The following is a 23,530-nucleotide window of genomic DNA, read 5'->3' as shown; positions in this document are numbered from 1 at the left end:
AACGGGAGCCGAAGCTCCCGTTGATGTTTAACCGACTCTGTTGGTTTGGCCTTAACGCAGCAGTGACAGCACGTTCTGCGGAATGGCATTGGCCTGAGCCAATACCGCAGTACCGGCCTGCTGCATAACCTGGTATTTACTCAGATTGGCAGTTTCGGCAGCAAAGTCAGTATCCAGAATACGACTCTTGGAAGCCGTTACGTTTTCTTTGATATTGGCCAGGTTATTGATGGTGGAAGTAAGACGGTTCTGGATGGAACCGAGATTGGCGCGCTCAGAATCAATCTCTTTCAGAGCCTGATCGATGATACTGACAGCGTTATCAGCTCCAGTAGCAGTCGTCAGGTCAATGCCATTAACATTATCAGCTGAACCATTGTCAGCACCTGCTAAGTTTGCAGAAGTAGTTGCTTCACCCATTACTCCAAGATCACCAGCTGTAGTTAAACTGGTTGCCAAGGTAAAATCACCCGGAGTACCAAAGCCAGCACCTCTAACGACAGTAACACCACCTTTGGAATCAACGATGGCAGCTAAATCTCCCTCATTAATACGCCCTTGAGCAACTTCAGATTCAAAGACAGCATTCAACTTTGATGCAATATCACTGGCCGTATCAGTAGTAGCTATGTTGATTGCCTGAGTGTTAGTTCCACCATTAACAGAGACAGTCAAAGCTTCAGCAGCTCTACTTCCGTGCGTTATATCACCTGCATCAAGACTCGCGATTTTAGTCCCAGCAGTAACCCCACTACCACTTCCCAAGTCAGCAGATGCTGCAGAAGCAATACTGAAGCTGATTTTATCGTTAGCTGAAGCGGTAGAACCCAGCTGGAAACTTCTGTTCTGAAAGCTGCCATCCAGCAGATTTACGCCACCGAATGAGGTGGTATTGGAGATTCTATCCAGCTCAGCCTTAAGAGCAGTCACTTCCTGATTCAATGCTGCCCGCTCATCACCCTCATTTGAACCGTTAGAAGCCTGCAGAGCCAAATCCCTCATTCTCTGCAAAATCGCAGTAGACTCATTCAACGCACCTTCTGCAGTCTGCGCCAGAGAGATACCATCGTTAGCATTTCGGATCGCGACAGCAAGGCCACGGGATTGAACCTCCAGACGGTTAGATATCTGCAGACCAGCAGCATCGTCTTTCGCACTATTAATACGGACACCGGAAGAAAGTCTTTGCATGGTGGTTTGCAAGCCACTTTCAGACTTCATCAGCTGACGCTGGGCATTCAACGAAAATGAATTAGTGTTTACGGTCATTGCCATTGTTTATTTCTCCATCCATGGATATTCGCTATGAAACTTCAGCAATATTTCTGTTCTTTATAGTTTTAAGAAACGCTGAACCCCCCTATTCGGTGACCACCTGAAACCACTTAAACAAATTAATGATTTTTTTCAGTCGTTTTTAGATTAAAAAAATGATTTTATATATCTTTATATAAATAAACGGGCCAACAACCCGGAACAGAACAAGGAGACCCCATGACACCGGAAGTTGTGGCAGACCTTTTCAAAGACGCGCTGACCCTGATCGTTATCATGGTGTCAGTTATCATTCTCCCCGGCATGCTGGTGGGCCTGGTGATCAGCACCATTCAGGCCGCCACCCAGATCAATGAACAGACACTGAGCTTTCTGCCACGACTGCTGGCCACCCTGATCACCATTGGCCTGGCAGGCAACTGGCTGATTCAGGAGTTTATGGATCTGTTTATCCGACTTTATGAGCTGGTCCCGGAGCTGCTGGCCTGATGATCGGGTTTACCTTCAGCGAGCTGACCGGCTGGCTTGGTCAGTACCTCTGGCCCCTGTTTCGGGTTGCCGCGCTGTTGATGACCATGCCCATGGTCAGCAGTCAGGTGGTTGCCCCCAGAATACGCCTGCTGATGGCATTGGCCATTTCCTTTCTGATAGCACCATTACTACCCGCTGTTCCTGCCGTTGAGCCTATATCAGGAGCTGCTCTGCTGATTACTCTGCAACAATTGGCCATCGGCTTTGCCATGGGATTAATCCTGCAAATTTATTTTGCCATCTTTACCTCAGCAGGTGAGCTGGTTTCCATGCAGATGGGGTTGGGCATGTCGGTGATGATCGATCCGATCAACGGTGTTCAGATTCCGATCATCAGTCAGCTGTTTCAACTGTTGAGTTTCCTGATGTTTCTGGCTATGGACGGGCATCTTGTGGCCATTACCATCATCATTGAGAGCTTCAACATACTGCCGGTTGCCCCCATTGACCTCTCCCGAATCGTTCTGGAACAATTGCCGGGCCTGGTTTCATGGATGTTTGCCAGTGCCCTGTTGATGGTGGTGCCTGCCATTATTTCCCTGCTGATTGTCTCGTTTACCTTTGGCGTAATGAACCGCTCGGCACCACAGTTCAATATTTTCAGCCTCGGCTTCCCGCTGACCATGCTGGGTGGGCTGATTATTTTAATGCTGGTCAGCAGTCAGTTTTCAGGAATATTTGTTCGATTCACTGAAGCAGGGCTGGAAGCTCTTTCCAGCCTGCTGATATAAATGAGGGTTCTCAAGAATGGCCGATGAACCCCAACAGGAAGAACGCACCGAAGAGCCTTCCGAACGAAAAATCCAGAAAAGCCGGGAAGAAGGTCAGGTTCCCCGCTCCCGGGAGCTGGTGACTACCGCACTGATTGGCGGTACCTTGCTGGCTATGTGGTTTAGCGGCAACCTGATCAGCCAGCAGTTGCAGAGCGTTATGCGCACCAGTTTCACCTTTGATAAGGCCGTGCTTCGTCAGGAAAACTGGCTGAAAAGCCATTTGATTAACAGCCTGACCGAAGGGTTCTCCGGGCTGATGCCTTTTTTCCTGCTGATCACCCTGGCCACCGTTGGTGCTTCTCTGGCACTGGGAGGCTGGCTGTTCAGCAATAAACTGCTGCAGTTTAAAGGCGAACGCATCAGCCCGCTGAAAGGACTGCAGCGGATGTTTTCTGCCCGCTCACTGATGGAAGTGGTCAAGTCCATAGCCAAACTACTCTTGCTTGGCTTTTGTCTCTGGCTCACTGCCCAGTGGTTTTTTACCGAATTAATGACCATTAACCAGTTATCTATTACCACTGCCCTTTACCTGGGAGCAGGTTACCTGGTTAAGGCTATTGCGATGATGACTCTGGCGCTGGTGATTATCTGCATCATCGATATTCCATTTCAGCAATGGAGCCACTTACGCAAGTTACGCATGACACATAAAGAAATGCGTGATGAAATGAAAGAGCTGGAGGGGCAGCCTGAAGTTCGCTCCCGCTTGAAGGAAAAGCAGCAGGAAATTGCCGGACGACGTATGATGCAGGCGGTACCGGGAGCCGATGTGATCATCACCAACCCGACACACTTTGCCGTGGCTATTCGCTACGACCAGAACCGGGCAAAAGCGCCCTATCTGGTGGCCAAAGGCGTTGATCAGGTTGCCCTAAGAATTTGTGCAGTAGCCAGGGAATATAATCGCCCGGTGATTCAATCACCGGTTCTGGCCCGGGTGGTTTATCACACGACAGGACTAAACCAGGAAATAGCCGACGAGCTGTACATAGCTGTTGCTAAGATACTGGCTTACATCAAGCACCTGAATGACTATCAGGCTGGAAGAATGCCCACAAGGCCAGAAATGCCGGAACCAGAGGTTCCCCGGGCTTTTCAGGAAAAGTGGGATAAGCAGGGATAAACAGGCTTTATAACAAGGACCAGACAATGATCAGGGAAGCTCAACGTCTGCTGGGAGAATTATCGGGCAAAACCAATGGACTGCGTATTGGCATTCCATTGATCGTGCTAATGACCCTCGGCATGGTAACACTCCCCATGCCGCCTTTTATGCTGGATGCTTTTTTCACCTTTAATATAGCCCTCTCCCTGCTGGTTCTACTGGTCAGTGTTTACACGCTCAGGCCACTGGATTTTGCGGTTTTCCCAACCATTCTGCTGGTATCTACCTTACTCCGTCTTGCACTGAATGTTGCATCAACCCGTGTCGTTTTACTGAACGGTCATACTGGCCCGGATGCTGCCGGTAAAGTGATTCAATCTTTTGGTGAAGTGGTTATTGGCAACAACTATGTGGTCGGCCTGGTGGTATTTGCCATTCTGGTCATTATCAACTTTGTCGTGGTCACCAAAGGGGCCGGCCGAATATCAGAAGTCACCGCCCGTTTCACTCTGGATGCTCTTCCTGGCAAGCAGATGGCCATTGATGCCGATTTGAATGCTGGCATCATTGACCAGCAAAAAGCCCATGACCGACGGGAGAGTGTACGACGGGAGGCAGATTTCTACGGTTCCATGGACGGTGCCAGTAAATTTGTCCGTGGCGATGCGGTGGCAGGGCTGCTGATTCTGGCCATCAATATTATTGGCGGCATGCTGATCGGTACGCTTGGGCAGGGGCTCAGTGCCGGTGAGGCCTTTACTGTCTACTCACTGTTGACCATTGGTGATGGTCTGGTCGCCCAAATACCCTCACTCTTGTTATCGACAGCTGCAGCCATGATGGTCACCCGGGTTTCAGAATCCGCCGATATGGGAGACCAGGTATCGGAACAGATGCTGTCGTCCCCCAAAGCCATGATGCTGACGGGTGTTATCCTGATCGTCATGGGGCTGGTTCCCGGAATGCCATTTATTCCTTTTGTGGGCCTGGGTGCATTGGTCTTACTGTTATTCTGGTGGCTCAGCAAAAACTCCCCCCCCGCAGAACCGGACAATACCAAAGAGCAGCAGGAGCAAAGCTCGCCGGATACCCCCTGGTCCTGGGGGGATATTCCGCCGGTAGATACGTTGAAGATGGAACTTGGCTTCAGGCTTATTACCCTGGCTGACGAAAAACAGGGTGGCCAGCTGCTAACCCAGATCAAGGGTATCCGCAAAAGCCAGTCCCGCCAGCTGGGCTTTCTGGTTCCCAGTGTTCATATCAAAGACAACTTAAGCCTGAAACCCGATAGTTATACCATTGAATTAAAGGGAGTCACCGTCGCTGAAGGTCAGGTTGACCCTGGAAAGTTATTAGCTATCAACCCTGGTGAGGTATTTGGGGAACTTAATGGTTCCCCAACCAAAGATCCTGCTTACCAGCTGGATGCACTCTGGATTGAACCACACGACAGAGATCATGCATCAGGACTGGGCTATACCGTCGTTGATCCCGCCAGTGTCATGGCAACCCATCTGAATAAAATCATTGATGAACATGCCAGTGAACTGCTTGGTCACGATGAAGTGGAGCAGCTGGTGGATAAGCTGCGTCATTACTCCCCGAAACTGGCCGATGAGTTAATTCCCAAAAAAATTTCCATCAGTATCTTTTCCAAGGTACTCAGGGAATTATTGATGGAAGATGTACCGGTCAGTGATATTCGTACAATCGGCTCTACGCTGTTGGAGTCCTCGGAAAATAACAAGGAAACCTGGCAGCTCACTGCTGAAGTCCGGGTCGCCCTGCGCCGGGCTATTGTACAGAACCTGATCGGTCATCAGCAGACGCTGCCTGCGGTTACCATGAGTCCAGAGCTGGAGCAGGTCATCATGCAGAGTTTTCAACAGGCAGTAAAAAACAGCCATTTCTCACCGGACTCCCTGCCACTGGAGCCGGGCATTGCTGAACAGCTTCAACAGCAGCTACCCGTTGTTGCTGATAAGTTGATCGCTGAAGGAAAGCCTCCAATCATGCTGGTAAACGATACCATTCGCCCGGCCATGGCCCGCTATGCAAGACTGTGTACCGATGGCATGCATGTATTGTCGTTTAATGAAATCCCTGAAAATAAAGAAGTCATTGTTGTGGGCAAAGTCGGGTAAAACCATGCCCTTAAAAGAAAACATAAAAGAAAAGTTGTTTGTTTTTAAGGCATGATAACGGTATCGTGAATTAGGCTATTTCATAAAAAAAGCTGACAAAGCTTGCGCTTAATGTTCGATTAGCGTTCCCTGTGGACAGGATTTTTCATGGACAGGAAGTCAAAATCATCACTGAACAGCCGGGGGCTGTCAGGTGCTGCAAAAGTACAGAAGGTACACTCTTCTTCCGAGTTCAAGGATCTGGAAACCTATGATCTGACCAACCCGGATTATAAAATTCATGATTTACTGCCCACCCTTGAGTTGATCAACCAGCGTTTTTCACAGCTGTTCCGGCACGCCATCAGCAGTATTTTCCGGTGTAATGTTGATGTGCATTTTGACAGCGTTGACTCATTACAGGTAGGCGATTACCTTGCTAATGAATCAACACCCGATATCAAACATATCTATAAATCAACCACTCTGAAATGCTCTGGCTTTATGGCCATTGAGTCCCCGATGTTATTCTCACTGGTTGATATTTTCTTCAGTGGATCCGGAGAAAGTGTAAATCCAAAACGAAATGAACTGACGACAGCTGAAGTCAGAATTCTACAGAGGGTTCTGAAAGCCGCCGCCGATAAACAGACAGAAGCCTGGGGAAGTATACTCTCGTTTAAAATCAAGCTGGCTGATAATTACAACAGCCCAATTTCAACACTGTTTCGATCTGACACGGAAATTATTCTCCTTAGCCAATTTACGCTGCAGCTGGGCAGTCAATCCTGCGCATTCCATATTGTCATGCCCTATCAGGCACTGGAGCCGGTCAGAGAAAAGCTTCAGGCATTTAAATTTGCTGAACAGGATCCTCTCTGGCAACGTAATATGCTGATGGGACTGATGCAGGCTCCACTGGAAATGTCCTCACGTCTGTGTGAAGTTGATATCAGCCTCAGGGATGTGATGCGACTCAAGCCCGGCCAGATCATTCAGGCCGATGTCCCCCCCAATGTTACCGTCAAAGTTGCAGGCGTACCCTGCTATAAAGCGTCGGTATGTACCGTGCAAAACAGTCTGGCCATCAAGATCACCAAAAAATTGCATAACGAAGAAGTAGAGGTGTACCAGCACGAGGAGAAGGAAATCCATGAGTAACGAACAAGACGACAGCGTTACCCCAAATGACAGCATGAGCTTCCAGGACAGCCTGGAATCTGAACAATCCACCCAGCCCGTTGAAGAGACAGCAAATCTCCCCCAGGCCATGAGTGACCTGGGGATGATTCTGGATATTCCCGTCACCCTCTCGCTGGAACTGGGCAGCACTAAAATTAATATCGGTGATTTGATGCGCCTGAACAAAGGCTCTATTGTTGAACTGGAAAAAGAGGCATCAGAGCCGTTGGAAGTGATGGTGAATGGCAAGCTCATTGCCTATGCCGAGGTCGTGGTTATTCATGATAAATACGGCATTCGTTTCCTGGATGTGGTCAGTGAATCAGAAAGACTGAAGCATATTTCCTGAATGAAAAACAACAACAATAAATACAGGCTGATGACGTTTGCATTATCAGCCTTCTTTTGCTTTTTTGCTGCTGACAGTTTTGCCGAGTCAGGCCTGCCACTGATTACGGTAACCAACAACGGGGATTCAACGGAGTACAGTGCCAGTCTTCAGATCCTGATTCTGATGACATTACTCAGCTTTATCCCGGCAGCATTATTGATGATGACCTCGTTTACCCGGATCATCATCGTTCTGGCTATTCTCAGGCAAGCACTGGGTTTACAGCAAACACCGCCTAATCAAGTGTTGCTGGGCATTACACTGGCGTTGACAATACTGATCATGACCCCATTATTTGAAGACATTTACGCCGTGGCAGTGGTTCCCTATCTGGAAGATAGCAAGACCTTGCTCGAAGCATTTGCCCAGGCAAGCTTGCCAATCAAAGACTTTATGTTGAAGCAAACCAGAGAAACGGATCTTGAACTGTTTTTCGGTATCGCCAAACAGGACATACCGGTAAATTTGACGGATACGCCATTATCCATTGCAATACCTGCTTTTGTGACCAGCGAACTGAAAACCGCTTTCCAGATCGGTTTTATTATCTATATCCCCTTTCTGGTCATTGACCTTGTGGTAGCCAGTGTTTTGATGGCAATGGGTATGATTATGCTGTCACCACAGATGATCTCTCTACCATTTAAATTAATGCTGTTTGTTCTGGTGGATGGCTGGGCAATGATTATGGGAACAATGGCATCCAGCTTTTTTTAAATGACTTTTAAAAAACGGACGCCAGAATAATAAATAATCATCAAACTTCTTCCTGATTACCACCGACCCTACGTCGTGAGCCAGCTGCTATAATAAACGTCGATAGTCATGTGTTTTGGAGGTAAAACTGATGTGTAAAAACACCATTCAGTTCCAAAAAGGCCTTGGCATTATGCAATTTCTGGCTAATTACGGCAGTGAAGAGCAGTGTGAGAACGCGCTGTCCTCTTGGCGCTGGCCAGATGGCTTCCAATGCCCGAAGTGTGGCTCCCGCAGTTTCTGCAAGCTTCACCGGAAAGCTGAATTCCAGTGCAATTGCTGCCGTTGCCAAACCTCGCTTACCAGTAACACTATCTTTGACTCAACAAAGCTGCCTCTAGCTAGTTCTCGTCCAAAAACGCATCAGGCAATCATAATTAGATTGTACGTGCGTTTTGATATTTCCTGAAATTCCAGAGAGCCGCAAAAACTCTTCCCTTTTTTTCTCTAATCTGGGACGGATATTGGAGAAAAACGCGAAAAGCAGGCAGAAAACATCCTCCCACCATGCTGGAAAGGTACTTTCATGTAGCGTGGAGGTGGCTATCAGGATGGTGCCGGGTGTCTGGCCAGAATCACCAGGTTGTAACAGACCACCGATAACCAGCAATGAGAATCAAAACGCTCAGAACCCTTGCAGTGGCAACGTGATAGCCCAAAACATCTCTTTAGCCACGAAATTCCCGCTTCAATACCTGCCCGGAAGCGAAAGAGCGTTTTATACACATACTGACTTTTAGTCATCTCTTCGACTTCAAGTCCGCGCTTCTTATTAAAAGCTACATCGCTGATTCCCATGGCCTTGGCTTTTTCCAAATTAGCGCGACACGCGTATCCGCCGTCACCGCTTGTCTGGCGAGGTACACGACCATAAATTTCTTTTTGTCTTTCCATCATCGGAATGAATTGGTCCGAATCCGCTGGGTTACCTTCCTCAATAACCAGGTCCAGGATCAATCGACTTTTTCCCTGAACCAGGTTCAGTTTATGGCCATACTGTACTTGCCGCCTGTCTTTTACGATGATATCCGTATGGGGTTCATACAGGCTAACCACTTTTTCCTGGGCTGGCACCTTTTCACCCTTAAAGACCCTGCGCTCTGTCTGGGAGACTATTGCATCCACCAGGGGTAACAGGTGATCCACATCGGCCTGCCACTTGTCGGCATCATCAGCCAGGAGACACTGCCCCTGCTGACGGGCGTTTGCTAGCGTGACAGTAGCTTCGATAAGTACCTTCCGGGATTTTCGGGTCAACTGCAGCAGTTTTTTATAATGCTGATGCCGCTCTTCTTTGCCAGCGTAGATGCATTTTCTGGCCGCATCTTTTACGGCTCGGTTGTGATGGGTATATTCATAAAGCGGTGTCGCTGTCAGTGTTTGTCCCCGTTCCAGCAGCCGACAAATTTCTTTAACGGAACTGGCTAAAAGATCACTGTCGCAAGGAGGTTTGATATCCGATTCGGTGACTGTGCTGTCAATAGCCACAGTGCGCCCTTTTTCAATACCCTGATCTTTAGCGGTCATTAGCTGACAGTTATTAATCCGTTCCCATGTAGATGCAGTAAGAAGGCTGATGAGCCCATGCAAACTGGAGCGACTGGGGCGCTGGTTTGGTTCGAGGCGACAAAAGTCTCGAAAGAGCATGGAGTCCATCAAAACAAACGACAAGTAGTCATAATCACAATTCAAATACTGTTTCAGGAGTGCCGCACGAAGAACGGATTCTGCTGATAGTCCGTTCCGCCCAGTGTTCTGTTTATCACCAGAACTTAAGTCCTCATAAATCCAGTCATTGAACTGTGGATGGGCGTCAAGCCATTGCGAGATACCGGAAAGCTGGGAGCAGATTTCATGAGGTACGTAATGGAGTTCCATACTACACTGCGGGTTGCGTTTTTTGCGCATTTGGAGTCCTCTGTTTTTGGCAATCCCTTATGTTTCTTGCTCTTGGGAAGTTTAGTCGCCAGATAGCAGTAGGGCTCCACTTAATTTTTCAGGATAAAATCTACAGTTTTCAATTGGTTGTGTTTTTGGACGAGAACTAGCTACCTGGTTTCTGGGTATCTATCTCGTCACCCAGAATAAAGCGGGGATTTCTTGCCTGACGCTTCATCGACAACTTGGCATTTCCTACAATGCCGCATTGCGCATGAAACACAAACTCATGCAGGTCATGATGGAAAGAGATAACAGCTGGCAGTTGAGTGGTTTTGTTCAGATTGATGACGCCTATTGGGGCGGAGAGCGCCACGGAGGCCGCCGGGGCAGAGGCTCAGAGAACAAAGCCCCCTTCGTGGCCGCAGTTCAGACAGATGCTGATAACCACCCTATCTACATGAAGTTCAATGCCGTTGATAACTTCCGGCGAAAAACCATTCAGGAGTGGGCAGAACATGCCCTGAAAAAGGGTGTCCGGGCCGTCAGCGATGGCTTGTCCTGTTTCCGGGGTATTGAAGATGCCGGATGCCAGCACACAGCCATCATTACCGGTGGTGGGCATGCATCCATGGAGAATGAGTTGTTCACCTGGGTAAATACCATGCTGGGAAACGTGAAAACAGCGATTACCGGTACTTACCATAAGCTCGACCCCAAGCATCTGGGCCGTTATCTATCAGAGTTCAACTATCGGTTTAACCGGCGTTTTGATATGCCTTCAATGATCTCAAGGCTAGGTCGGGCTGCAGTCAATACAGCACCGATGCCGGATCGACTTCTCAAACTGCCAGACGTCCAGTGGAAACCGGGTTAGCCATCAACCGATAATTGAAAGTCAGTTGACGTATTAATATCATTATTTCGAATGATGATGTGGGTCTTTGCTTGTTCGGAGCGGTTATGAAACCGAATTTAGTTGATAATCTGGAGAACAAGCCGTCATGATGCCTGCTCCACCGGTAATACTGGAGAGGTTCTATTATTTCTTTACCGGGTTATAGACATTAGGACTTACGCATTGATGACACCGATAAATTTTGGTAGGAGGTGATCCTTCCCCTTTGCAAAACTCTCAATGAAAGCGCCTATTGTCTCTTTAAACAGCCCCCGTTGGTGCTGATAAATATTCGTAAACTCCTGCTCTATCTGCATTTTCTGGAGATAAACAAAAGCTAAAATTGCAGCAAATATATGGTTTCTGACGGGTCGTTCGCTGCGAACCTGAAAGTGCTCAATATGGCAAACCTGCTTGATCGCCCTGTGAAACTGTTCGATCTGCCAGTGCTGGTCATGGATCTGCTTGAAGTCATTGCGTTCAAAAGGGACTTCCTCTGGCAAGTAAACCACGTAGTGGCGACGCTGGTCTTTTAGCATCGTCCTGAACAACCGGATCTTACCGAAGTCTTTGAGCCATACATCCAGACCATTGTCGGGGATGTCGAGGTGTTGAACCTGCTGCCATTTACCTTTTTCCAGTGATACTGTCCTGTTTTTCTCAACGGCAAACATAAACCCAGTCTGATGGTTTTTAATCGTCTTCAGGTTAGTCGTGCAGCTGTACCAGGAGTCACCGGTAACGAACGCTGGCTTCAGCCCCCATACCAGCACTTCAATCAACATTTCACGGAAGTAGTCGTTTTTTGTCTTGTCTTCCGATTTGTCGTATATCCTGTAATTCACCGGCATATGGCGCCCGGATACGTCGGTGTAATAAAGGGTGATGAGGTTAACTCCCTTAACCACTCGGTGATGTTTACCCGACCAAAAGTGGCCAACCAGTGCCACGGAGTAGCTATAAGGTTTGTCGAGCACGCTGTCATCAACGCTCAGGGTGCCGCCAATAGGGTTTAAACTTTTGACTGCTTCATCGTACATATCTTTGGGCTGATAGTTTTCACGCTTAAGAAAGCGGTTTGCGCTATCGTGAGAAAAGTCGGTAACCTCGGCCAGTCTTGTGCATGTTGATGATTTTGGCTCACTAATCAAAAAGCCAATGTATTTTGCAAGAGTGCATCGTGCAGTGGTCGGTCGAGTGGTAGTTCTCACTTTCATCCCTGAAGACATCTGTTTTTTGGCATTATCAAATTTTAGAGCCTGTTGTCAATGCGTAAGTCCTAGACATAAAGAATGAAAAGCTGCACGTATATTCTTAAATTATCTTTCCCTGTGTCATGACGTACGATCAGTGGTAATCAAAAACTTCTTTTAGTATTGCCCGCTCAATCAGCTCAGCCTTTTCCCGGAAAAATTTCATCCTGGCATAGAGTTTTAACACTTCCTCGTGGGCCTGACAGGCCTGCTCCTGCTCCAGGTCGGACCAGCAAGGTACCGGTAATTGCTTTAAATCCTGACTGTGGATAAATGGCACATTATTATCTGTACGTATGGAATCAATCAGTTTCTGGCCCGTCTCAGACTTCAGAAATCGAAACAGGACAACCGGGCTATGGAGCCCATTACCAGGCTTTTGTCGTAAGATAACAAAGGACTGGCCAGCAACCCAGTTATTGCCACATAACTCTGGAACTAATGCCAGTTTTCCCGCCTGCCCCTTTATCGCCAGCAATATATCGCCAGCTTGTAATGTCTGCCCTTTCGCTCTTTGCAATTTGTCAGGACCAATCTGAACAGCACGTTTTGGTGCTTCAACTAATCCGGCATCGTTTATATCATTGACAGTCACTTCCATGAATATCCGGATATCCTGCTGATGCTCCACACCTCTCAACGCCTGGGCCCGAATAATTTCAAACCCATCGTCCAATGCTGAAACCGCTCCGGTGGAACGAAAAACCACGGAACGATTGGCTCCCAAATAATGGCCCGGATCCAGTGGGAAATTGGTATCGCCAGCACTCAATAAATCAGTGCAATTTACCTGATAACTGACTCTGGTATTTCCGGGATCCCGGATTTCTTCGACAATCACATCCGGGCTATTTAATCGATACTTTGCTTCTCCACGCCTTTTCACCGCGACGGCCTTAAAATAATCGTTATCACTGTTGATAAAGCAAATTGTATTGGACGTATCCCCCCCAAAAACAAGAACAAACAAGGGCTGTGCCCGCCCTGGTAATAAACCGGAAGGTAAACGGATAACTCCGGAAAGACGTCCATCCTTAATCAATTTTTTCCGGAAGTTTCGGCTTTCAGCGGTATTTTTCAGGAGAAAACGACCAGGGATCACCAGAACCATTGAGCCACTGCATTGGTGAAGCATATGAGTAACAAACAATATTTCCTTCTGACGTATGCCCGAAGAAAACCGGCCAAATAGATCCCTGACTTCATTCACCTTATAGCAGTGATCATGCAATAAAACACCGACACCGTAAGAAAATTTTTTAAGCCTGCCATGTTGGAAAAAAGCCGGATTCAAGACCGGGTCGCCTTCTTGCAGAGTCACATGGCTACTCAGTAAAGAAATAAGAGAGGGCATTGTCTCAGGCTGGGGGTGTTCAGAGAACAGCTGTATACTTTGGCCTTTCAGTAAAGGCATGAAGCCAAAGGCTCCGTCGCCAGAAAGATAAATATTGTGCTGAAGGTCTTTTGGTAACAGGTTGACCATCAGATCTCTAACCTCCGTGGGCAGGGATGGCCGAACTTGTAGATATTTACCATAAAGAATATCCGGCAGCTCATCATACCTGATAAGCCCATGTCGCCTTGCTGTAGCAAGAGAAGCCGTTAGTCGTTCAAGTTCTGAAGAAGGAATAATCTGGAGATAGTGTTGGTAATTTGACCACGCTGAATTCCAGACAGGATCACTTCGAAAGGCTGAAACGCCTGACAGACCTGCTGAAATTATTCCTGCCATCAATGATTGGTCAGCAGTATTGTAGATATCCCCGTTAAACCGTATCTCTTCATTGAGCAGACCATGCTCACTCAAGTAGCACCAGGTTAATAGCTGCCCCATCAGATGAATATAATCCGGATACCAGCTGTTTTTTCTGAGCTGATCCGGTGCCAGTGCATTTACTATCTCTCTTCCCATTATCTATCCCTGATGAAATTAAAAGAAAATAAGCAGCAGATGAACGTAGTCAATGAAGCGTATATTTAATCATCTGCTGATTTGATATTTCGCTGCAGAAAAAGCTAATCAGCAGATGATTAGCCATTTCATGTGCGGATTTTTCCTGATGACATACTGAAAAGCATCCAAATATATTACAACCCGGTCTGGACTTTATTTTCTGCGATCACCCGGGCATCCACCACCTTTCCTGAGGAGCGATTGCGAACCCGGATAGTCTCAGACATTAAGCCACTTTCCAGCGCAATACCGGCCATGGCAACATACAGGTTGTCACGCCCCGCCAGTATGGTGACCACTTGCCCCTTCTGAACCAGATAATCAGGAACCAGGGCACTCCCGGAAACCAGACTACCTATTGACAGTGAGCGCCTCAGCTGTCGCCCGGATACCTGTTCAGGCTTCTGGAAAAACTCTCCTCTCAATTTCTCCCAGGAAACACTCAGAAGCTGCAAAGCATCTTCAGTGATGATATCTCCACGGGATAACGCCTTACGAACATGAACCGCAGGAACCTGAACATCTACATCGGCAGTCACATAATGTCGCCATTGCCCGGGGCACTCAACGTTCAGCCTTAACTGGCCAACAGGTGGACGATGATCAGACCGTCTGGAAACCCTCAGAGTCTGCTGACAATGTCCGGGGATCTTTTTTAATGGTCTTACCGTTATCGATTGGCTGGCATCAGGGTAGGCTTGCAGGAAGTCGCCAAGAGACTTATCTAAATAGTTGGCAACCTGATCATTAATGGTCTCTTCAATCGACGGCCGGGCTGCGGAAAGAGGCGTGCTGCCAAATAGCAATGGGGCAAAAAGTAATGAGGTGAAAATACCGGACAGAAGCGGTTTTCTGAATGACATATGCGATCCCTGCTTTTGCTCATTCAGCAATCAGGCTATCACAATCATCTATTTATGGGAAAACCAGTATCAATATCGTTGTAAGACTTCTTCCAACTCACGTTTCATCAGTTGATCTGCTCGTTTTCTGTTTTTGATGTGTTCCTTATGGGAAAGATGCTCCAGCACCCGAGTTTTTTTCTTCTGCTCTTCAAGGCTGGTTTCCAATTGCTCAAAGTTCTGCTGCTTCGCGGCTAGTTTCTGATCCAGTAATAATAAAACGTCGTTAACCAAAGCGGAGAACTGATTTCGATTCCAGCATGACAAGGCATTAACGGTATGGCCAAAATTCAGGGCACTGCTGCGTTGAGAACCAGTGATCAGCTGTTTCTGCTGATCAAGCGCCAATACTTCGGTTTGTGCCACAGCAACCTTTTGTTGCAGCCGTCTGGTTTGGCAATCCATCGCTTTGCAGAGACTCTTAAGCTGCTGCTCATCAGCCATGGGTCAACACTTCCTTTCTTAACATCATGCGATTAAGCAGCTGGGTGCTATCTTCCGGGTTCACCTGTTCAAAGCGGCTCTGTTGAAGAAACTGCTCCATGGACGGCCGCAGCTCAATGGCACGATCCAGCTCAAGATCAGCTCCCGCCTGATAGGCACCAATGGCCATAAGCTCCTGAAATTGGTTATACCTGGCATAGTAGCGACGAAAGTGACCGGCATTTTCCCGGTGACGTTCATCCACCACCTGGGGCATCACCCGACTTATCGATTTGTCCAAATCAATGGCCGGGTAATGCCCTTTTTCGGCAAGTTCCCGACTCAATACAATATGCCCATCCAGTACCGAACGAGCACTGTCTACTATAGGATCCATCAGGTCATCGCCATCCGCCAGAACGGTATAGACGGCAGTAATAGCGCCATTGCCTGAGCCTGTGCCAGAGCGTTCCAGCAAAATGGGAATTTTACTGAATACCGAAGGAGGAAATCCCCGTGAGGCAGGCGCTTCCCCCATGGCCAGTGCAACCTCTCGATGCGCCTGGGCATATCGGGTTAATGAGTCCATCAGCAGTAAGACTGACTTTCCCTGATCCCGGAAGTACTCTGCAATGCGATGACAATAGGAAGCTGCACGAATTCTTCTGACCGGAGATTCATCACCCGGCGCAGCAACCACGATGGTGCGGGCCATCCCCTCTGCTCCCAGGGTATTTTCAACAAACTCTTTCACTTCCCTGGAGCGCTCACCGATAAGCCCGACCACCGTTACATCCGCCTGAGTGTTTCTGGTCATCATGCCAAGTAATGTACTCTTACCGACACCACTCCCCGCTAACAGTCCAACTCTCTGCCCCTGGCCTAAAGTTAACAGTCCATCAATTGCCCTGATCCCAACGTACTGCGGGGTATCAACAGCTCTTCTATGCATTGGATTGATAGGGTGAGGCAAAGCAGGTATCCGCTCGTTGACAACCAGTGGCCGGTTATCCAATGGTTGCCCCATGGCGTCTATCACACGTCCAATGAGTCCACTGTCGATCGGTATACTTTTATTCGCTGCTGCCGGAATAATCAGGTCACCCGGAGCCAGGCCATCCTGATGATTAGACAATGACATAAGGAAAGACTGATTTTTATTAAATCCAACCACTTCTGCGTCAAACTCCCCCCCCGATCGTGAGCGAATACGACACAGCTGGCCAACAGGTAATTTGATACCTGTCGCCTCAAGCAATAAGCCATTGATTGAGGCGATCTTGCCAGTGACGGTGGCCACGGGAACGCAACGCAAGCGATTGATCAGGTTATCACCATCCATTGTCAGCCCCGTCATGAAGAGACCACCTCCAGGTCTGCAGGCAGAGATTCCCGGATAATATCCAGACATTGCATCAGCCTGCTCTCCAGCCGGGCATCGGCCTCTCCATCACTGGCAACAATACGACAGTCTCCGGGAGTCAGCTCATGACTGACTGACAGTTGCCATGGAATACCAAAATCAGGTTTCACCTCTCTGAGAAGCTCTGCATCCTGCCCGCAAACAAGAATCGAGTACTCATCACTCTCAGGTATAAGATCCAGTGTCTGGCGAATAATCTCGACAATTTGTCCCTGTTGCGTACTGACCTCCTTACGAACCACCTGACGGCATACTTCTTCCACCACCTGCCCAAGCCAGACAGACAGTTGTTCACGATTTTTAAGGTGCTCAGTCTGAAGTGATGCCAGTTCTTTATGAAGGTTCTCAAGAAAGGCTTTATGTTGTTCAGAAACCTGCTGCGCCTGACTGGCTACTTTATTGGAGGCTTCCTCAAACCCCAGACGCCTTCCTTCTTCATAACCCCGTTGATAGCTTTGCTTCTCAACTTTTTGCAACTCTGCAACATGTTGTACCTTTGCAGCATTATTGTCTGCCAGCGCTTTTTCGTTGGCGTCTAAGCTCTGCACGTTATTTGAATTATGGATAGCGGGTTCTGGCTTGATAGCGTGAGTCTGGTAACTTTTTTCTTTAAATGGGCCTGCTTCGCTTTCAGTAGAAACTGCGCCATTGTGCTCCTGAATGGACTTACGATCATGCACGGGAAACTGAAACCGTTTATAGGCTGCTGTCTCAGGCTGCCAGATCCTGTTTCTGTTTTTCATGGTAGCCTCTTGGCAATTACTCGATCATCTCTTCATCATCATTGAAGCTCAGCTCAATTTCGCCACTGGCCGCCAGCTGCCGAGCGATGCGCAGAACATCATTCCTTGCGCCCTGCACCTGGCTGGCACGGACAGAACCGAGGTTTTCAATATCTTCCAGAAGAAACTTTGCAGTACGTTTGGTCATGGTAGCCAGAATGGCATCCATCACATCCTGAGCCACGCCCTTAAGCGCCAACGCCAGAATATCCTGACTGACATCACTGATAATTCTGCGCAATACATCCTCATCCAGACGGACAATGTGCTCGAAAACAAACATCTGTTGTTCAATTTTTTCTGCCAGCTTCTTATCCTGCTCTTTAAAGAAGCCCAGGACATTTTTAACAGTAGTTTCCCCCATCCGGTTCATAATATCGGCAACCTGTCGTAGGCCACTGACCGTGGTGTTATGGCTGGTGCCCAGTCGGCCAATATTGTCATCAAACATCCGGTTCAGTTCTTGCAAAATGGAAGGGTGGAGTTCTTCAAGTCTTGCGACCCTGGACAAGAGATCCTGATGAGAGGCGACCGGCAATCGCTGCAATACTTCAGCGGCCTGTTCTGGTTCAAGATAGGTCAGAACGACAGCCTGCAACTGAGGGTGTTCACCCGCAATCAACTCGGTAATGGTTGCTGAGTCCATTAACTTCATGGTTTCCAGAGAGTTATCTTCATCACCAAAAATGGAGTCCATCACCCCCTTTGCTTCTTTATCTCCCAGGGCCAGCTTCAACGTCTTATCCAGATACCCCCGGGATGAACCGGTTAAACCGCTGTCATAACGATAGGTGTGAAAGAAAAGTTCCAGAACTTCCTGCACCTGGTCACGTTTCAGTGGTGCCATGGCGGCCATTGAAGCACTGATCTGGCGAACCTCTCTCTGGCTGAGATGCCCCATTACCTTGGCTGCACCTTTCTCACCCAGGCTCAGCAGTAAAATAGCAATATCTCTGGTCGTCGGCTGTCGTAAAGCCAGTGCTGTCGAATCAGTCATAGCTGCTCATCCATAATTTAATGACCTGGGCAACCCGCTCAGGCTGCTTGGTCGACAGTTTTCTCATATGAGTTATCTGGGTTTCAAAGTCTGCCAGTTCAGGAGGGAGCAAATTGAACGTTTCGTCAAACAGAATACGGCGCTCATTTTCTTCTCCTTCCTGACTGTCCTGTGCACCACCTTCAACCAGTGCCGGTAAAGACTCTTTAGGAGGCTCCAGATTAACGGTCAGCTGCTTCATTAATGGACGAATAAGAAACATCAGCACCATAACCGCCAGTAACGTGCCGCTACCATATTTGACGTAGTACAACGCCTGAGGTTGCTGCCACCAGGCAAGGGGCTCCGGAGCAACACTTGCCACAGGCACAAACGGTGCCGTGTGAATACTGATCTGATCACCTCTTGCCTGATCCAGACCGGTGGCATCAATGATCAACTGACGGATACTCTCCAGTCTGGCCTGATCCCAACTCACCGTTCCCAGCGCCTGATCGGGCTTCTCGTTAAAAACCACCGCTATACTGAGCTTGTCGATCCGACCCTGCTGATTGGAAACCTGTCGTACCACCTTGTCGACCTCATAATTACGCACAAACTCAGACTGGGTACTGGTTTCAGTATCACCCTCAGGGCCGGTCTCTTCCGGCGGCTGATTACTCAACGTACCGGGAACACCTCTTGCCTGACCACCGGTATTGATCCGCTCTTTACCCTGCTCGCTGCGCAACACGGCGGTACCGGGGTCAAACTGTTCAACGGTCTGAATAACTTTTTCAAAGTCAACGCTGGCCGTTACCTGGGCCCGATAATTTCCCGGGCCTACCAGTGGCTCCAGCAAATGACTGATTCTTTCCTGGTAACGGGATTCCACCTGTTGCTTGAAATCAAACTGCCTTGAGACCTCTCCCAGAGCACTGTTATTCAGCAGAACCTCTGAAGAGAGCAGCTTGCCACTTTGATCAATGACCGACACATCCTCTCTATTCATATTGGCGACACTGGTAGCGACCAGATTGATAATGCCTTCTATCTGTTCAGAGCTCAGCCGGTAACCCGCATAAAGACTTACAAAAACAGATGCCGATGGTTTTTCCTGACGCCGGATAAAGCTGCTTCTCTTGGGAATGGCCAGGTGAATCCGTGCGTTTTTGACCGGTTTCAGACTGATAATGGTTTGGGCAAGTTCACCCTCCAGCCCTCTGAGGAATCGAACCCCCTCAACAAACTGGCTGGTGCCAAGCTCCTGTTGATTCAACGCATCAAGGCCTTCAGGGGACCTTGCCTGAACGCCCGCAACGGAAAGCTTCATTCTGGCTTCACTGAGTCGGCCGGCATCGACCAATACCTGGCCAGACTCCGGGTGAAGCTTATATTCCATACCTTCCCGGTCGAGGACTTCAACAATGCTGGCGACATCGTATAATTCCTGATTACCGTATAGCGGTTGGTAATCCGCAGACTGAGACCAGAGCCAGAACACCACCAGCAACGCTATACCAGCGGCCAGCATGACCATCATGATGGTTTGATAGCCACGATTATCCTGAATAAATGATCGTGCCCTCTCCAGATATACCTGCCAGGATGCTTTGACTTGCTCTTCCTGACCAGAGGCCTCCGGTGGGCTATCAGCTACCGTTTCTGCCATGGCTTATTCTGCCTTTACCTAAAGATTAAATTTGCATACGCATGATTTCTTCATAGGCTGCTACTGCCTTGTTTCTGACCTGTAGCAGTGCCTGAAAAGAGATACTGGCCTTTTGGGTAGAAATCATGGTTCCAAGAAGATCCTGGGACGCACCGGTATCCACCTCATGCATTTTCGCAGAGGCGGTCTGTTGCAGTTCATTGACTTTATCCATGGCAGTTTTCAACACATGTGAGAATTCCGGTAGCTCACTGCCGGAGGCATGCCCTGAAGGTAGAGCTGACGATGTGCGCTCAGCCAGCACAGGACTGATAACATCAGAGGGTAATCCTTTGATATCCATTTGCATTCCCTTGCACATTTCGCAATAGCATCTGGAATCAGGCTCAAAAGGCCCATGAATAAACTACGATTCCAGAATATTTAGGATATCGACGGAGTATTGACAGAGTTTAGGAAGGTTGTCGTTATGATTTATCGCTTTAACCAAATCTCGACACGCCTGTTTTTATCACGACCGGCTTTTGTCCGGTTATCTGCCACAGGATATCGCTCGCCATGAAAGCGCATTAAGATCTTATCCCCGGAAACACCCATCTGCTTCAGGCTTGCGGCAACCGTCTCACTTCTTTTTTTAGACAACGCCCGGTTAGCCAGTTCAGGGCCATAAGAGTCCGTATGCGCATCAATGGTTATTTGCTGAACAGACGGGTCGGCCATAACATAGTCGGCAATATGTGTGAGCAGTTCACGCTGCCCGGAATCCAGGCGCAACTTCCCCGATGAGTAGTAGAGAGTATTATGCTCAGCCTCCTCAAAGCTGAGAAAAAGTAAATCATCCATACAGCGATAAAACTGCTCAGCAACCGGCTGAACCTCCAGCGGAGTAACCTGAATAACCACATCTTTGCTGGTCTCAGTTGTAATCTGCAATTTCAACTGTTTTCCCTGCTGGAAAGCTTTCATCAGGGTCAATGTATTGAGATGAATGCTAAGCGGGTCACCCTCATAAAGTTGGGCATGGGCAACAACCCTGTCTTCCGTCACCGCCTGCCAGGGTGACGATGCCAGTGAAACAGTGACGTGCCTGTCATTATCCGAGAATGGGTCAGGGACGATAGAAAGCGTTTCCCTGTCGCCTGCTTCAGCGGTCAAACTGACATCACCCAAACCGTGTACGCGGTTTTTCAGCGAACAGAAGAAGCGATTACCGGAATGATGCCACCGGGTATCAGAAAGATCATGAGGATACACATCATCCGCGAGAATAAAAAAAGCCTGAAACAACAGGCTTAACACAATCCCATGTAAGATATGCTTCATTATTCAGCCATTGAATTAACGGTCAGGCCATTCTGATCATAAGTAGCGGCTGTCTGCTCAGAAAAAGTTAACGCAATGATTTTTCGCGTACTTGCCGACAACCTGGCCAGCAATCGTCCATTAGCACTGTTGATCTGCTGACAACGGTTCGCTGATCCCTCTAATTGGTTCCAGTATTTATCCAGTGTCGTTCCGTTAACGGTTGTCGTATTTGGCTGTTGCCGATTCACCAGCAAAAAGAAATGTGACATTCCCTGCTGATCGGGACTGAGGCCAAAGTGCTTAAGATAGTGCTCCCGAAGAGCCCCGTTCATTTGCAGCATATTCAGCAGTTGAACCTGCGTTTCCAGAGAGTGTTCAAGGGCCGTAATATTACGTTCCAGCATTTTCTGATGAACTGACTCCAGAACTCGCTCCAGCTTTCTCGACAGCGCCAGGGCATCCTGAATATTACCCAGCATTTTCTGACAAAGGTCTTCTAATCCACTATCAACACCGGATGGTTGGAGGGCTGAGGCATCACCAGCACTTTTTGAATCAGTCGTCATTCTCTGAGTTGAGTTCATCAGAAAGTTCCAGAATTTTGTCAGCGAGCCGCTGATAATCAATGGGAAAGTTGCCCTTTTTAATTGACTCGCGAACACTTCTGATTCTGGCTGCATTGACATCATCCAAGTCAGCCAGCTGCTGGAAAAGCTCATCAATTTGCTGGGCCGAGGCGCTTACATTTAAACGGTCTTCGGCTACCCGGGGAGAACGGTCTACAGCGGCACTTTTTTCTACACGAACCTTTGAGCTATTGACTGCTCCCGCCTTTTTTCCACCTGGGCCTTTTATGCTGGACATAACTGCACTCTCCCGAAAACGTTCTGTACAAACATCGGCAAGAGTATTGAAAATCTTAAATTACCGGGGATTATGACCTTTGGATCAAATCCGGTTTACCGAAGGCTATCAGGCAAAGTAGTTGAACAGAGATAGCCGCTTGATGCTGGCATATACCTGCTGGCTGGCAGACAGAATCAACTGCTGCTGATTTAACCGGGTTGTCGCTTCAACCATATCAATATTTTCAATGCCTGATTTCAACTGTTCGGCAAAAAGGCGAATATCCGCGTGACTTTCTGAAACCCGATCCACCAGGTTCAGGTCACTGCCACTGCGAGTTTGTGCGCTGCCAATGCGCTCCATGGTTGCATCAACCCAGACAATGGTATCGGCAAGAACCGTTGGCAGATTGACTGGATTATTCAGTTCAGACACTGCGGTCGTTAACGCATCAAAAATACTGTCCAGGGGCGGGGTAGCAGAGTTATCAAAGAACAGTTCGTTGCCGGGCTGAGTAATCTGAACCTGTGCAGAGCCACTGATGGCGACCTGACGATACTGGTTATTGCCGTTGTAGGCATAATCGCCAACGGATTGAACCACCGGTTGCTGGTTTGTCGTCGTACCAGAAAACAGATACTGACCATCTGCCGTCTGATAATTGGCAAGACTGAGCAGCGATTCATTCAAAGAGCCTAGCTCTGTGGCAAATGACTTGAGGTCAGCATTACTCTGTGTACCATTGGACGCTTGTAGCAGCAAATCTCTTGCTCTGAGCAGCAAATCATTCATTCCACTGTAAAGTGCGTCCTGCTGCTGAAGCCAGCCAGTAACGGAACTGATATTATTTTCAAATTGACCAATAGCCGTCAGTTCATTATTAAGATGTAAAATCTTTACGGTATCAATGGCATCATCTGAAGGCTGAAGAATTCGTTTACCGGTTGACAGCTGATCTGAAGTTTTTGCCAGGTCAGTCATAGTTTGCTGCATGACCTGAAGCATCACTCTATTGAAATTACCCGTACTTATCCTCATGCTTCCTTCTCCCTGGAATGCTTTTCCCCGTCAATGCTTTTTAA

At 48.2% G+C, this 23,530-nt stretch carries 23 protein-coding genes and 1 pseudogene; 9 read left to right on the top strand and 15 right to left on the bottom strand.

Annotated features, from left to right (window positions below):
* Positions 1-51: 51 nt before the first annotated feature.
* Complete coding sequence (locus MJO57_RS05430; RefSeq protein ID WP_252023570.1) at positions 52-1,275, bottom strand: flagellin; 1,224 nt, start codon at positions 1,273-1,275, stop codon at positions 52-54.
* A gap of 219 nt (positions 1,276-1,494) precedes the next feature.
* On the opposite strand from MJO57_RS05430, the gene MJO57_RS05425 reads away from it, so the two are divergent.
* From MJO57_RS05425 to MJO57_RS05390, 8 genes and pseudogenes are all read left to right on the top strand, one after another.
* Positions 1,495-1,764: a flagellar biosynthetic protein FliQ gene (locus tag MJO57_RS05425; RefSeq protein WP_252023568.1), complete on the top strand. Its 270-nt coding sequence runs from the start codon at positions 1,495-1,497 to the stop codon at positions 1,762-1,764.
* Positions 1,764-2,537: a flagellar biosynthetic protein FliR gene (gene fliR / locus MJO57_RS05420; protein ID WP_252023566.1), complete on the top strand. Its 774-nt coding sequence runs from the start codon at positions 1,764-1,766 to the stop codon at positions 2,535-2,537. Before MJO57_RS05425 ends, fliR begins: the two co-directional genes overlap by 1 nt.
* Positions 2,538-2,553: 16 nt before the next feature.
* Positions 2,554-3,702 (top strand): flagellar biosynthesis protein FlhB, encoded by a 1,149-nt coding sequence (gene flhB / locus MJO57_RS05415; RefSeq protein ID WP_252023563.1) that lies wholly within the window; start codon positions 2,554-2,556, stop codon positions 3,700-3,702.
* Between the two features lie 26 nt (positions 3,703-3,728).
* Complete coding sequence (flhA, locus tag MJO57_RS05410; RefSeq protein ID WP_256493236.1) at positions 3,729-5,828, top strand: flagellar biosynthesis protein FlhA; 2,100 nt, start codon at positions 3,729-3,731, stop codon at positions 5,826-5,828.
* Positions 5,829-5,975: 147 nt separating this feature from the next.
* Positions 5,976-6,968 (top strand): flagellar motor switch protein FliM, encoded by a 993-nt coding sequence (locus MJO57_RS05405; RefSeq protein ID WP_252023562.1) that lies wholly within the window; start codon positions 5,976-5,978, stop codon positions 6,966-6,968.
* Positions 6,961-7,338 carry a flagellar motor switch protein FliN gene (fliN, locus tag MJO57_RS05400; RefSeq protein ID WP_101746793.1) on the top strand — a complete coding sequence of 126 codons (378 nt, stop codon included), beginning with the start codon at positions 6,961-6,963 and terminating at the stop codon, positions 7,336-7,338. The genes MJO57_RS05405 and fliN overlap by 8 nt, the downstream gene beginning before the upstream one ends.
* A complete protein-coding gene (gene fliP / locus MJO57_RS05395) occupies positions 7,339-8,097 on the top strand; it encodes a flagellar type III secretion system pore protein FliP (RefSeq protein WP_371924781.1) in 759 nt (252 codons plus the stop codon).
* A 130-nt stretch (positions 8,098-8,227) separates the two neighbouring features.
* Positions 8,228-8,476: pseudogene (locus tag MJO57_RS05390) on the top strand (transposase); the annotation flags it as partial.
* Between the two features lie 206 nt (positions 8,477-8,682).
* Here MJO57_RS05390 and MJO57_RS05385 read toward each other — a convergent pair.
* Entirely contained in the window at positions 8,683-10,044 is a 1,362-nt protein-coding gene (locus MJO57_RS05385) for an ISNCY family transposase (RefSeq protein ID WP_252017318.1), read from the bottom strand.
* Between the two features lie 112 nt (positions 10,045-10,156).
* Here MJO57_RS05385 and MJO57_RS05380 point away from each other — a divergent pair, with 112 nt between their 5' ends.
* Positions 10,157-10,891, top strand: a complete 735-nt coding sequence (locus tag MJO57_RS05380; RefSeq protein WP_256493322.1) for an IS1595 family transposase — start codon at positions 10,157-10,159, stop codon at positions 10,889-10,891.
* 197 nt (positions 10,892-11,088) lie between these two features.
* Here MJO57_RS05380 and MJO57_RS05375 read toward each other — a convergent pair whose 3' ends face one another.
* The 13 genes from MJO57_RS05375 to flgL all read right to left on the bottom strand — a co-directional run bounded on the left by MJO57_RS05375 (position 11,089) and on the right by flgL (position 23,486).
* Positions 11,089-12,123 carry a transposase gene (locus MJO57_RS05375; RefSeq protein ID WP_252026884.1) on the bottom strand — a complete coding sequence of 345 codons (1,035 nt, stop codon included), beginning with the start codon at positions 12,121-12,123 and terminating at the stop codon, positions 11,089-11,091.
* A 136-nt stretch (positions 12,124-12,259) separates the two neighbouring features.
* Positions 12,260-14,077 (bottom strand): N-6 DNA methylase, encoded by a 1,818-nt coding sequence (locus MJO57_RS05370; RefSeq protein ID WP_252023560.1) that lies wholly within the window; start codon positions 14,075-14,077, stop codon positions 12,260-12,262.
* A gap of 176 nt (positions 14,078-14,253) precedes the next feature.
* Positions 14,254-14,982, bottom strand: a complete 729-nt coding sequence (gene flgA / locus MJO57_RS05365) for a flagellar basal body P-ring formation chaperone FlgA (RefSeq protein WP_252023558.1) — start codon at positions 14,980-14,982, stop codon at positions 14,254-14,256.
* 69 nt (positions 14,983-15,051) lie between these two features.
* Positions 15,052-15,465: a hypothetical protein gene (locus MJO57_RS05360; RefSeq protein ID WP_252023556.1), complete on the bottom strand. Its 414-nt coding sequence runs from the start codon at positions 15,463-15,465 to the stop codon at positions 15,052-15,054.
* Positions 15,458-16,801: a FliI/YscN family ATPase gene (locus MJO57_RS05355; protein ID WP_252023554.1), complete on the bottom strand. Its 1,344-nt coding sequence runs from the start codon at positions 16,799-16,801 to the stop codon at positions 15,458-15,460. Before MJO57_RS05355 ends, MJO57_RS05360 begins: the two co-directional genes overlap by 8 nt.
* Positions 16,798-17,610 (bottom strand): FliH/SctL family protein, encoded by an 813-nt coding sequence (locus tag MJO57_RS05350; RefSeq protein WP_252023552.1) that lies wholly within the window; start codon positions 17,608-17,610, stop codon positions 16,798-16,800. Before MJO57_RS05350 ends, MJO57_RS05355 begins: the two co-directional genes overlap by 4 nt.
* Positions 17,611-17,626: 16 nt before the next feature.
* Entirely contained in the window at positions 17,627-18,646 is a 1,020-nt protein-coding gene (gene fliG, locus MJO57_RS05345) for a flagellar motor switch protein FliG (protein ID WP_252023550.1), read from the bottom strand.
* Positions 18,639-20,297: a flagellar basal-body MS-ring/collar protein FliF gene (gene fliF / locus MJO57_RS05340; protein WP_252023548.1), complete on the bottom strand. Its 1,659-nt coding sequence runs from the start codon at positions 20,295-20,297 to the stop codon at positions 18,639-18,641. The genes fliG and fliF overlap by 8 nt, the downstream gene beginning before the upstream one ends.
* A gap of 25 nt (positions 20,298-20,322) precedes the next feature.
* Positions 20,323-20,640: a flagellar hook-basal body complex protein FliE gene (gene fliE, locus MJO57_RS05335; RefSeq protein WP_252023546.1), complete on the bottom strand. Its 318-nt coding sequence runs from the start codon at positions 20,638-20,640 to the stop codon at positions 20,323-20,325.
* 131 nt (positions 20,641-20,771) lie between these two features.
* Positions 20,772-21,620 carry an OmpA family protein gene (locus tag MJO57_RS05330; RefSeq protein ID WP_252023544.1) on the bottom strand — a complete coding sequence of 283 codons (849 nt, stop codon included), beginning with the start codon at positions 21,618-21,620 and terminating at the stop codon, positions 20,772-20,774.
* Entirely contained in the window at positions 21,620-22,168 is a 549-nt protein-coding gene (gene flgN, locus MJO57_RS05325) for a flagellar protein FlgN (protein WP_252023542.1), read from the bottom strand. The genes MJO57_RS05330 and flgN overlap by 1 nt, the downstream gene beginning before the upstream one ends.
* Positions 22,158-22,466, bottom strand: coding sequence for a flagellar biosynthesis anti-sigma factor FlgM (gene flgM / locus MJO57_RS05320; RefSeq protein WP_252023540.1), 309 nt, complete (start codon positions 22,464-22,466; stop codon positions 22,158-22,160). The genes flgN and flgM overlap by 11 nt, the downstream gene beginning before the upstream one ends.
* Before the next feature lie 108 nt (positions 22,467-22,574).
* On the bottom strand, positions 22,575-23,486 hold the full coding sequence (flgL, locus tag MJO57_RS05315; protein ID WP_256493235.1) for a flagellar hook-associated protein FlgL: 912 nt from the start codon (positions 23,484-23,486) through the stop codon (positions 22,575-22,577).
* Positions 23,487-23,530 lie beyond the last annotated feature (44 nt).

The sequence above is a fragment of the Endozoicomonas sp. SCSIO W0465 genome (genome assembly GCF_023716865.1).
Classification (GTDB): Bacteria; Pseudomonadota; Gammaproteobacteria; order Pseudomonadales; family Endozoicomonadaceae; genus Endozoicomonas.
The sequence above is the reverse complement of the archived record's forward strand: the minus strand, read 5'-3'. Positions and strand labels throughout refer to the sequence as shown.

Coding starts and splice junctions, on each gene's coding strand:
- MJO57_RS05425 (WP_252023568.1), top strand. CDS start 1,495: ATGACACCGGAAGTTGTGGCAGACCTTTTCAAAGACGCGCTGACCCTG.
- fliE (WP_252023546.1), bottom strand. CDS start 20,640: ATGGATATCAAAGGATTACCCTCTGATGTTATCAGTCCTGTGCTGGCT.
- flgN (WP_252023542.1), bottom strand. CDS start 22,168: ATGACGACTGATTCAAAAAGTGCTGGTGATGCCTCAGCCCTCCAACCA.
- MJO57_RS05405 (WP_252023562.1), top strand. CDS start 5,976: ATGGACAGGAAGTCAAAATCATCACTGAACAGCCGGGGGCTGTCAGGT.
- fliN (WP_101746793.1), top strand. CDS start 6,961: ATGAGTAACGAACAAGACGACAGCGTTACCCCAAATGACAGCATGAGC.
- MJO57_RS05370 (WP_252023560.1), bottom strand. CDS start 14,077: ATGGGAAGAGAGATAGTAAATGCACTGGCACCGGATCAGCTCAGAAAA.
- flhA (WP_256493236.1), top strand. CDS start 3,729: ATGATCAGGGAAGCTCAACGTCTGCTGGGAGAATTATCGGGCAAAACC.
- flgL (WP_256493235.1), bottom strand. CDS start 23,486: ATGAGGATAAGTACGGGTAATTTCAATAGAGTGATGCTTCAGGTCATG.
- MJO57_RS05355 (WP_252023554.1), bottom strand. CDS start 16,801: ATGACGGGGCTGACAATGGATGGTGATAACCTGATCAATCGCTTGCGT.
- MJO57_RS05385 (WP_252017318.1), bottom strand. CDS start 10,044: ATGCGCAAAAAACGCAACCCGCAGTGTAGTATGGAACTCCATTACGTA.
- fliF (WP_252023548.1), bottom strand. CDS start 20,297: ATGGCAGAAACGGTAGCTGATAGCCCACCGGAGGCCTCTGGTCAGGAA.
- MJO57_RS05350 (WP_252023552.1), bottom strand. CDS start 17,610: ATGAAAAACAGAAACAGGATCTGGCAGCCTGAGACAGCAGCCTATAAA.
- fliG (WP_252023550.1), bottom strand. CDS start 18,646: ATGACTGATTCGACAGCACTGGCTTTACGACAGCCGACGACCAGAGAT.
- MJO57_RS05360 (WP_252023556.1), bottom strand. CDS start 15,465: ATGGCTGATGAGCAGCAGCTTAAGAGTCTCTGCAAAGCGATGGATTGC.
- fliR (WP_252023566.1), top strand. CDS start 1,764: ATGATCGGGTTTACCTTCAGCGAGCTGACCGGCTGGCTTGGTCAGTAC.
- MJO57_RS05330 (WP_252023544.1), bottom strand. CDS start 21,620: ATGAAGCATATCTTACATGGGATTGTGTTAAGCCTGTTGTTTCAGGCT.
- flgM (WP_252023540.1), bottom strand. CDS start 22,466: ATGTCCAGCATAAAAGGCCCAGGTGGAAAAAAGGCGGGAGCAGTCAAT.
- MJO57_RS05430 (WP_252023570.1), bottom strand. CDS start 1,275: ATGGCAATGACCGTAAACACTAATTCATTTTCGTTGAATGCCCAGCGT.
- flhB (WP_252023563.1), top strand. CDS start 2,554: ATGGCCGATGAACCCCAACAGGAAGAACGCACCGAAGAGCCTTCCGAA.
- flgA (WP_252023558.1), bottom strand. CDS start 14,982: ATGTCATTCAGAAAACCGCTTCTGTCCGGTATTTTCACCTCATTACTT.
- fliP (WP_371924781.1), top strand. CDS start 7,339: ATGAAAAACAACAACAATAAATACAGGCTGATGACGTTTGCATTATCA.